Origin of the sequence: uncultured Amphritea sp. (genome assembly GCF_937127095.1) — a bacterium.
In the GTDB taxonomy this organism is placed as follows: domain Bacteria; phylum Pseudomonadota; class Gammaproteobacteria; order Pseudomonadales; family Balneatricaceae; genus Amphritea.
On sequence record NZ_CAKZLP010000050.1, the window covers coordinates 44,616 to 54,301 of the forward strand.

Consider the following 9,686-nt stretch of genomic DNA (forward strand, 5'->3'; position numbering starts at 1 on the left):
AATAATGAGATTTAACACTATATACAGGATTTGATTGCAAATAATTTTTCACAGTGTGGTGCTCTGATTCTTCGAGAACACTATCATGATACTGATGATCGATTTTGTTATGCAGGCTATTTGGAGCAGATGGATTTATGCAGGCCACCTTAACTAGCCTTACGGAAAAGGTATTTCTTCTTGGGGGCATTATTTCATAGCTATGCGAAAAAAAACTTCTATTTCTTAAAGGGACATGTAGTCTGTCGTTTTTGTTACCTTAAAGAATAGTTCTGAATTTTTATTTTTGGAAAATATTTCGGTGAGTCGTTTAGCAGTGGAGTTTATTAATGATGCATATTAAGAGAAAGTTGTTAAAAATTATAAAAATTGCACTTAATCCCTATAGGTTTTTTAGATCATATCAAAAAATCATTTTGATAAGCCATATGAGAAGTAGGTCCTCAGTCTTATCTCATGTTATAGGTGGAAACGTAAATATTTCGGGTTATTATGAGCAGCATGTCGACCATAAAAAATATTTCTTTATTCAGAAAATAAAATCAAATCTCTTAGTTGATAATGAGTTAAAGTCTGCTACTGAATATCTTTATGATAAGGTTCTACATAGTCATAGTGATCCAAAAAATCTGGATGACTATCTGGTTATCGTTATGGTAAGAGAGCCTAGGGCTACAATTAGGAGCATTGTTGTTATGGGCGAAAAAACTGGAAGTGAGTGGTGTGATTCTAGCTTAGCTTTTTTATATTATATAAATAGGTTGTCAGATATCCTTGCCATGCTTAAAGCACAACCTACAGTTCCATTTTGTTTTATAACGTCAGAAGGCTTCATTGAAGAAACTGAACAGTGTTTAAATAAAATAGCTAAGTATATTGGGGTTGATTATCTTTCGCCGAATTATGATTTAAGAGAAAAAACCGGCACCGCTGGTGCGGGTGATCCATCTAATAATATTAAAGCAGGTCAGATTATTCACACAGAATCTCAAGAAGATATTTATTTAGATGAGGATTTGCTGGAGAAAGCGGATAATGTTTATAATGACTTTATCAAACAGGTCGGTTCATTGCAGAATAGGATGTAAGATGATTTCACCTGGTTTTATTTTCTGTATTCTATTGTTTTTTTCATCTGCTGTTTCCGCTCAGTCATCTTTGGTCTGGTCTGATGAATTTAATTACCAAGGCTTGCCTGATTCAACTAAATGGGTTTATGAATCAGGCTACGTTAGAAATAATGAACTTCAGTATTACAAGAGTGCTTCTTTAGACAATAGTTTCGTAAAAGGTGGAGTTCTGACGATTAGGGCTCTAAGCCATGTGGATAATCAGAATTGGTGGGGTAAGTTATTCGGAAGTAATAATTTTTTTCCTGTTACATCGGCCAGTTTAACAACAAAAGGCATTGCTTCCTGGCAGTATGGACGAGTGGTCATGAGAGCAAAGCTTCCTTTGGGTAAGGGGGTATGGCCTGCATTCTGGACTTTGGGGGATAATATCACATCTGTGCGTTGGCCTAAGAGCGGCGAAATCGACATTATGGAATATGTAGGTTCTTCCCCTAGGCAAATACATGGTGGAGTGCATTTTTTTGATTATAAAAAAAATACGAAAAGTAAGTTAACGCCCGTCAAGGGTGAAAATTTATTTACTGATACTCCAGGTGAGTTTCATATCTATGAGATTGAATGGGATGATAAAGAGATCCGTTTTATTTTTGATGGGCAACAGTGGAAAACTTTCGACATAGATATCGCAGGTGATCTTAATAACCCATTTCATAAAGCCCATTTCTTAATTGTCAATTTAGCGATAGGGGGTAGTTGGGCTGGACAGCCAGAAGATGACCTTTATCCTGCAGATTATGTGATAGATTATATTAGAGTCTACCAGTGATAAGGATTTAAATATGACAAAAATTGCCCTGTTAAGTCCGTATTATGGATCCTTGCCAGATTGCTTCCCTTTTTATGTTAAAAGCTTAGCAAATAATCCGAATATTCATGTGTATATGTTCACTGATTGCTCATACGAAGGTGATGTGCCTGAAAATTTGCATTTTATAAAAAGTAATATTCAGCATTTTAAAAGACTTGTCAAGGACAAGTTAGATGTTGATGCAATTATCAATAAAGGTTACAAATTATGCGATTTTCGCCCAGCTTTTGGCGTTATTTTTGAGGATTATATTATCGGCTACGATTATTGGGCTATGGGGGATATCGATGTCATATACGGCCAGCTTTTGGATAATTTTCCTGAAAATTGGAGAAGCTTCGATGTGGTTTCAATGGTCCCTGAATGGCTGTCAGGCTCGCTGTGTATTTTTAGAAATGTAGAGAATATAAATAAACTTTACATGTCCAGTTCGAGCTGGGAAACGGTCTTTTCATCAGAGAAACATTATGCATTTGACGAGTGTAACTGTCTTTATGAGCGTTTACGCCAAGGCGAAAATATATTGGAGATTGATGAGCTTCAATCTTTTACTTATCTAGTTAAGAATGCCGCTAAAAATGGTGATCTGAAGGTTTGGTTTAAGCGACAACTGGTGAAGGAAAAAATATTTGCAAATAATGATCATATCCAAATGTTAGATGGGCGCTTGTATCGTAAAGATCGGCAGGAGTTGACTTATTATCATTTGGTTTCAGAGAAGAGGCATGATAGGTTTGTTCTTCCTAAATGGAATCATATTCCAAATGAATACTTCATAGTACCCCATGGTTTTTTCTCATCAGATGATTTTTGGCATTCACAATTAACTTTTTATCGGCTATATGTTTTGTTACGTTCATTTATTTTAGATACTAAGCAACTACTCAAGCGAGTGAGAAGGAAATTAAGAATCCTATGACCATTAATTCATACAAGTACCCGTTAATGGATTTTGGCAAAGGCCCTGTTGTTCTCCTTTTTTTTGATGGCTATGATCTGCACGCGAGAGATGGCTTCATTGGAAAGGTGCAATCATGGCTGCACCATCGCTTGCGTAATACTAAGAGGCGTCTATATAAGCAGCAGCCCTACACTGGTTTTTATGTGGCATTTATAGGGTTAGTGAATTCTTTGAAGGCTATTGGTTGTGATGTTAGGGTTAATGATTTTAAGTTGGCTAAAAGATATCCGGATTATCCTATAGGCGTCGCAGGGTACCCGTCTATATTATCGCGTGTAGACAGGCTGAAGAACCCTCGTATTTTTGGCCCTGGAGATTTCGGTTTTCCCCGTGAAGATGACCTTGACGTTTCGAAGGACTCTCGCTATAGGTATTTTATTCAACCTTGCGATTGGTTTTGCCAAATGTACGAACCCTTTTGTTCTGGGAGGATGTTCCGATGGCCTGCAGGTATCGATGTTGAGTCCTTTCAAGACTTATCTATACGGCCTAAAAAGTATGATTTCCTTATCTATGACAAAATTCGGTGGCACAGGGAGACTGAAGAGGATCGAGTATTGTCGCGCATCCTGAATTATCTAGATAAGAAGGGTTTAACTTATACTTCAGTGAGATACGGGCAGCATCACTATAATGACTTTATGCAAGGTCTCTCCGATTCAAAAGCGATGATTTTCGTCTGCGAGCATGAGACACAGGGTTTAGCCTGCCAGGAAGCGTTAGCTTCTAATATTCCTGTTCTTGCCTGGGATGAAGGGAAGCTGGTTGATCCCGAGTTAAAAAAATTAGTTTCTAATGAGTTTGTTGTGTCTTCAGTTCCTTACTTTAATGATAGTTGTGGCACTCGCTTTACGATTGATGAGTTTGAATCATGTTGTGATGAGTTTCTTCAAGGGAATTTCCTTCCTAGAGATTTTATTCAGGGAAATTTGTCCTTATCTAAACTAGGAATGTTATATATTAATAAGTATAAATCGTTGTTGAGAAAAAATGATGAATCACACTAATCGATATGTATGGTTTGACTTAGTTAGTGGATGTAGCGCTTTATTAGTCTGTTTCTCGCAACTAGGGAAGGTGCGATTAAGTGCCAATGTTTTGCTTAATTCGCTGATTTTAGCAGAAATGATCAAAATTCAGCCAAGCAATTCTCTTATCTTACCGTCTGCATAACGATTTCGCTGAATGCAGACGGATCTACCCTAAGCTCTCAGCATCTGATCGACTCGTGCGATGTTGGCAAGTGTGAATAACATCGCTAATTTACTATCGTTTTTCATCAAGCCTCGATAACGTGCTTTTACAAAACCAAACAGACATTTAATGATTCGAAATGGATGCTCAACTTTGGCACGGACGCTCGCCTTAAGGTATTCAGTTCTAATTTTTACCTTATTTATTCTAGGGTGTTTCCTGAGCTCTCGAATCGTTCCTGGCCTCTCAGCAATATGCCAGTCAGCTTTGACTCGCCTTAGCTCCTTGCGCTTTTCTGCACCCCTGTAACCTGCATCAGCGAAAATATAGTCTTCTTCACCATGTAGCAAATTACCTGCTTGATTAAGATCATGCTCATTGGCTGCTGTCGTGGTGAAGCTATGAGTGATGCCCGTAGGGGGATCAACACCTATATGCGCCTTCATTCCAAAATGCCACGCATTGCCTTTTTTCCTTTGATGCATCTCAGGATCACGCTCACCTGTTTTGTTCTTTGTTGAGGTCGGAGCTTCAATAATCGTTGCATCAACCAGTGTACCTTCTTTTAGAAGAACGCCTGCTTCAGCAAGCCACTGATTCACTTCCTTGAATAACTTTCGCGTTAACCCTCTTCGTTCCAGTAGATGACGAAAGCTCATGATGGTTGTGTGGTCAGGAATTGCTTTATCCAGAGACAAGCCAGCAAACAGACGTATGGAAGCAATTTCATATAACGCATCTTCCATTGCAGGATCACTAATGCTCTACCAGTACAGGGCTTAGTCGACAGAGGGTCAGGGTTATCAATGGGATGTATTGGGATAGAATAAAACCTAAGGGGAAGTGCTGGGACTATTCGAGTCGAAAGGTAGTGCCGCAATCGGCGCATTCACAGTTATCTAGAACGCGCTCATCGAGGCTATCGCCGATTTTAGGACCAGCCAAACTTGCCGTAACGCCTTCGATGCCATAACAACTCCGTATCATGGGTAATCAGGATAGTTAATGCACATACAAGGCTGTCAGAATCCATAATAAAGGCATACAATCAAAGCTAACCGCATGATTGGATTTTTCAACCTAAACCCCCTGCCAAGTACTTTTTTGAATTATTTCAGGGCTGAGTGGTTACAAAATGATTAAGGTGATGTTTGAGTCGTGATATTTGATATCCGTACACTTGTTGTCCTATTTACCATTGTCACATTAGTATCTGCTGTAGCACTCTTTCTATTCTATCGTTTACTGTCAGAAACACCTGGTCTTAAATATGCGGCAATGGGTGCCAGCTGTCAGGCTATGGGTTCGATCTTTCTGATTGTCCGAGACAGCATTGATCCCATGCTTTCTATTATGGTTTCAAATGGTGGTTATTTCTTTTCCTATGCGTTTTATTATCAAGCAACGCGTCTTCTTAGCAACCAAGCTGCTGAATGGCGTTGGCCTGGTGCTGTTATTGGTATCTTATTACCGATGTTTTTGTTGTTTCCGGGCAATGAGAATCTTGGAGAAAGGATTGTTCTTAATTCACTAGGTATCAGTTTGCTTAGTATGCTACCTGCATGGATGTTATGGAAAGATAAGGTTAATTTACCGGGACGGCGCAGCATGGCTATCATTTTTGCTATTGTCTGTCTAATTTCTGTTTTAAGAATAATTTCAGTATGGTTTGAACCGATCGAAAGCATTAGTTTTCTCGATCTTAATTCGGCATATCTTATTTTTATCTGGGCTACCGTCGCAAGCATAGCCACCACCATTGGCTTGATTGTTATGACCTCGGAACGATTACGTGAGCAGTTGAAACATCAGCTTAACGAAACTGAAATAGCGCGAGAGATTGCTGATAGATTATTACATGAGCATAAAAACTTTTTAGTTATGTTGTCACATGAGTTCAAAACACCGTTGAGCATTATCAGAGCCAATGCAGATACCGCTATCGCTATTGATAAACAGATGGATCCATTCGTAAAAGATAGCTTGCAGTGGATACAAAGATCGTCAGATAGGCTTACTGAACTGGTTGATACTTGCCTCAATGAAGAATGGATGCAGTATACTCTTGAAGCAGGTGAATTATCGGTAGAAAGGCTGAATTTGAATGATATATTGTCCGACTTATGTCAGGAGTATCGTGTCAACTTTGTTGAGGCAATACCTGATCGCATAGCTGAAATAGAAGGTGATCGTTCTCTTATGACTTTTCTGTTCTCTAGTTTGATTGACAATGCGCTTAAGTATTCATGTAACAAAGATCTGGTTGAAGTAAAATTATTTCCTTCAAATGAGTATAGAACAGTGGAAATATTTGATGATGGCCCAGGTGTTGAGTATAAATTTCGTGATCGAATTTTTGATAAATATTACCGTGTACAAAACAGTCAATCACAATCGGGCTCTGGTTTAGGCCTGTTTTTTGTTAAACGCATTGTTGAAAAACATGGCGGCTCAATCAGTGTTGAGTGTGATCATGGCACTATATTTAGAGTGATATTGCCGGTTTTGAGAGGTCATTAAACAGGTATGTTTCGAGTGTTGATCGTTGATGATGAAACTGGTTTTCGGCAGCCCATTAATGCATTTTTAACGGCCAATGGAATGCAGGTAAAGGAAGCGGGAACGGCTGCAGAAATGGACGCTATTTTTATCAATTTCACCCCTGAAATTGTATTACTTGATGTCAACTTGCCCGATGAAACAGGGCTGGATATTGCTTATCGCTTAAAACAAACAAGAGATATTGACATTATTATGCTTTCCGCTTTTGGTGATGTCGGACATCGTATTAATGGGCTGACGGCTGGGGCAGATTATTATTTACCCAAACCGGTAGATCTCAGAGAGTTGTTAGCGGTGATCCTTAGTCGTAAGGACAGGCGAAAGAAAGACAAGGAACATGCTGCCTTATGGATTTTAGATGTTTCAATGTGGCTGTTAACGACTCCTGATGGCATTCGACATAAGTTGACTAAAAATGAACGCAGTTTGTTGAATGTACTTATCTCAAAAGCGGGCCATTCTGTTTCTCGTCAACAGCTCTATGAAGCTTTAGGCGTGTCTGAATATCAGTATGAAAATAGAAGTCTGGATGTTCAAATCGCACGTATCCGTCGTCGCTTTACTGCAGATAGCTATACCATCCCAATAAAAACTGTTCATAACGTTGGTTATCTGTTTAATGAAAAGGCCTTGATTGAACGTCGCTTACCCGATTAAACAGCCCCTAACGAGCCTAAATGTAAGCGGTGATCGATCACACGTTGTTGGAATGCCATGCGTTGCTCACGATGACCGAATTGATAATGTACATTCCCGCAGTCAGGAAGCGGCATCAATCACGCTAAAAAATAGCGCAAAAACTCAGATCTAAACCCCAAATTTTTGACACTTCATCAAGCGAACATAACGGTCGCAGTTTTGATTGAAAATGTTACATGTTGTTACAACTGAGTTTTTATATTCTGCTAACTTAAATCCCATTTTTAACACTGTAGAGGCGCACTAAATTTGGCCGCCTGAATCTGGGTGATATGATCACCCTCTACATTCAATTATGCTGAGGTCGACAGGTAAGCTTACTTTAAGCAGCACAGCGGTTTCAGACACTCATGGATTGACCTTTTCAGAAATCTGCCGGGCCAGACCGTGGTGTTCCGGACGATGGTGAGGTATTGGAGTGATCGTATGGTCAGGTGGGCTTTATCTTGTGCAACGTGCACTGTTTCATGCGGCCAGCTTGAACAGATCTTCCCTGGTAGTTGCTGATCAACGATAGTTATAGACACGTTGGGCTTATGAGCGGTTTTGTTATCCTAATTGGTTAACTATAAATACCCATTATGTGTAGGTGTTTACCCTTGTTTCATTGTATGTATAGTATTCTGAACTAGAGTCATATTGCCGTCAGAAGTCTTTTGTAAGCTGCTTTCCCTGGAGGCTAAAAGGTAAGGAAATGTGAGCGGGGAATAGTTGCAATGAAGTATGATTTCAGAGCGTTTGTTCAGAAAATAGGTGTGTTAATACGATTAATAGAACATCTATAGTAGCGATAACGGTTAGTGGTTTTTTAGTGCGTAGTCATTGATATAACATCATTTTTTGCCTGTATGTAGGGGCATAAATCTCCCTTTATGTAGGCATCACTATAAAAGACAAAGCTGTCTGCAAAGACACAACAGTCTGGAGTTTTTTATGAAAAGGGTTTCTTTCGCGGTGCATACTAAAACGTTTGTTGCGGGCCTGGCTTTAGTATGTGGGGCTAATGTTCATGCAGAAGCTCCGGCAGATAGCTTTCAGTCTCGGGTTAACACTGTTTTAAGTGAGCACTACCTCGCTAAAATGGTTGATGCTGATCTCGAGGCTGCTAAAGCTCAGGTAGGTGTTGAGCGTTCAGCTTATTTTCCGAGATTAGATCTAAAAGCCTCAACGGGATATCAGGACATTAAAAGGGATATCGGGGCAAGCGATGAGTATGATCCTAAAGAGGTCAGCTTAAGCTTAAATCAGCTGGTTTATGATTTCGGTGCCACCTCAGCTAAAGTCGCCGTGGCTCGGCAGGTTTCAGCGAAAGAGACGCTTGAAAACACGTTGCAACGGCAGAATTTGATTTTCGCTGCGGTTGAAGCTCACCTTGAGCTGGTGAAAGCTCACAAGTTGAAAGGTTATGCTGAAAAGTCTGAAGAGAATGTAAGAGTTCTGTCGCAACAGGAAAATGCGCGAGTCGATGCGGGTAAAGGGTATGCGACCGATGTTCTGCAGGCAAAGGCGCAACTGGCTGCTGCTGAAGCGCGAAGAGTGGTTGCGAATAGCGATCTCAATATTGCTGAAAATAGATATAGAGCCGTCTATGGGGCTTTGCCTCCTGCTGGGGTGAGTCTGGAGTCTCTTAATGTACCGGCGACTTTATTACCGGCCTCGTTGTCTGAGGCTGAGCAGTTAGTTAAAGCGGCAAGCCCTGATGTTTTGGCTGCACAGGCACGGCGCCAGGTTGCCCGGGCAAGTTTGCAAGCTACCAGTAAATCGGAATATATGCCACGGGTCGATCTTGCGCTGAGCCATGCTCACTATGAAGATCGGGATGGCACGGAGGGGCGTAGAGATGACTCCATTGCTTCATTAAATTTCCGCTGGAGCTTTGATTCTGGCTTAAAAGCCAGCCATATGGTGACTGCTGCGAATGCTCAGGCGCTGAGTGAATCAGAAAAAGCCAACTATGTTCTGGTGCAGTCTTTGGAAGAGGCACGTAATGCCTGGAATAGCCTGAGCATGTCACGGGATCGCACACGTTATCTGCTCAATCAGGTTGAAATATCAAAGTTATTTCTAAAGCTGGCTCTCAAAGAACGAGGTTATGGTCGTCGTTCTCTATTAGATATTCTTAATGCTGCAACGGCATTGATCAATGCTGAAAGTGCTGCTGCTGAGGCTCATCTTGATGAAACGATATCTGCCTTCAGGTTGCTGCGAGCTACAGGTCGTCTTGATATTGGATTGTTTGATAAATCCGGCGTCGTTATTGCCAGAAATGGCTCGTAGACCTGTTTGCAGGTTGAGCTGAGAGAAAGACGACTGAAAAAAATGATCCGAT

General features: G+C 40.5%; 7 protein-coding genes and 1 pseudogene. 7 read left to right on the forward strand and 1 reads right to left on the reverse strand.

The window, feature by feature from the left end; all coding sequences use genetic code 11:
- Positions 1-329 precede the first annotated feature (329 nt).
- From Q0499_RS11195 to Q0499_RS11210, 4 genes are read left to right on the forward strand one after another with little or no spacing between them, the layout of a single operon-like run.
- Positions 330-1,088, forward strand: coding sequence for a hypothetical protein (locus Q0499_RS11195; RefSeq protein WP_299199330.1), 759 nt, complete (start codon positions 330-332; stop codon positions 1,086-1,088).
- A gap of 1 nt (position 1,089) precedes the next feature.
- Positions 1,090-1,899 carry a glycoside hydrolase family 16 protein gene (locus tag Q0499_RS11200; protein WP_299199332.1) on the forward strand — a complete coding sequence of 270 codons (810 nt, stop codon included), beginning with the start codon at positions 1,090-1,092 and terminating at the stop codon, positions 1,897-1,899.
- A 13-nt stretch (positions 1,900-1,912) separates the two neighbouring features.
- Positions 1,913-2,860, forward strand: coding sequence for a DUF6625 family protein (locus tag Q0499_RS11205; protein WP_299199334.1), 948 nt, complete (start codon positions 1,913-1,915; stop codon positions 2,858-2,860).
- Positions 2,857-3,909 (forward strand): hypothetical protein, encoded by a 1,053-nt coding sequence (locus Q0499_RS11210; protein WP_299199336.1) that lies wholly within the window; start codon positions 2,857-2,859, stop codon positions 3,907-3,909. The genes Q0499_RS11205 and Q0499_RS11210 overlap by 4 nt, the downstream gene beginning before the upstream one ends.
- A gap of 195 nt (positions 3,910-4,104) precedes the next feature.
- Here the strand turns inward: Q0499_RS11210 and Q0499_RS11215 are convergent.
- Positions 4,105-4,866, reverse strand: a pseudogene (locus Q0499_RS11215) (IS5 family transposase); the annotation flags it as partial.
- 388 nt (positions 4,867-5,254) lie between these two features.
- On the opposite strand from Q0499_RS11215, the gene Q0499_RS11220 reads away from it, so the two are divergent.
- The 3 genes from Q0499_RS11220 (at position 5,255) to Q0499_RS11230 (ending at position 9,634) form a co-directional block, all read left to right on the forward strand.
- Positions 5,255-6,616, forward strand: coding sequence for a HAMP domain-containing sensor histidine kinase (locus Q0499_RS11220; protein WP_299199338.1), 1,362 nt, complete (start codon positions 5,255-5,257; stop codon positions 6,614-6,616).
- A 15-nt stretch (positions 6,617-6,631) separates the two neighbouring features.
- Complete coding sequence (locus Q0499_RS11225) at positions 6,632-7,315, forward strand: response regulator transcription factor (protein ID WP_299199340.1); 684 nt, start codon at positions 6,632-6,634, stop codon at positions 7,313-7,315.
- Between the two features lie 975 nt (positions 7,316-8,290).
- Entirely contained in the window at positions 8,291-9,634 is a 1,344-nt protein-coding gene (locus Q0499_RS11230; protein WP_299199342.1) for a TolC family protein, read from the forward strand.
- Positions 9,635-9,686 lie beyond the last annotated feature (52 nt).

Excerpts from the sequence above, each read along its gene's own strand:
- Q0499_RS11195 (WP_299199330.1), top strand. The coding sequence starts at position 330 with ATGATGCATATTAAGAGAAAGTTGTTAAAAATTATAAAAATTGCACTT.
- Q0499_RS11200 (WP_299199332.1), top strand. The coding sequence starts at position 1,090 with ATGATTTCACCTGGTTTTATTTTCTGTATTCTATTGTTTTTTTCATCT.
- Q0499_RS11205 (WP_299199334.1), top strand. The coding sequence starts at position 1,913 with ATGACAAAAATTGCCCTGTTAAGTCCGTATTATGGATCCTTGCCAGAT.
- Q0499_RS11210 (WP_299199336.1), top strand. The coding sequence starts at position 2,857 with ATGACCATTAATTCATACAAGTACCCGTTAATGGATTTTGGCAAAGGC.
- Q0499_RS11230 (WP_299199342.1), top strand. The coding sequence starts at position 8,291 with ATGAAAAGGGTTTCTTTCGCGGTGCATACTAAAACGTTTGTTGCGGGC.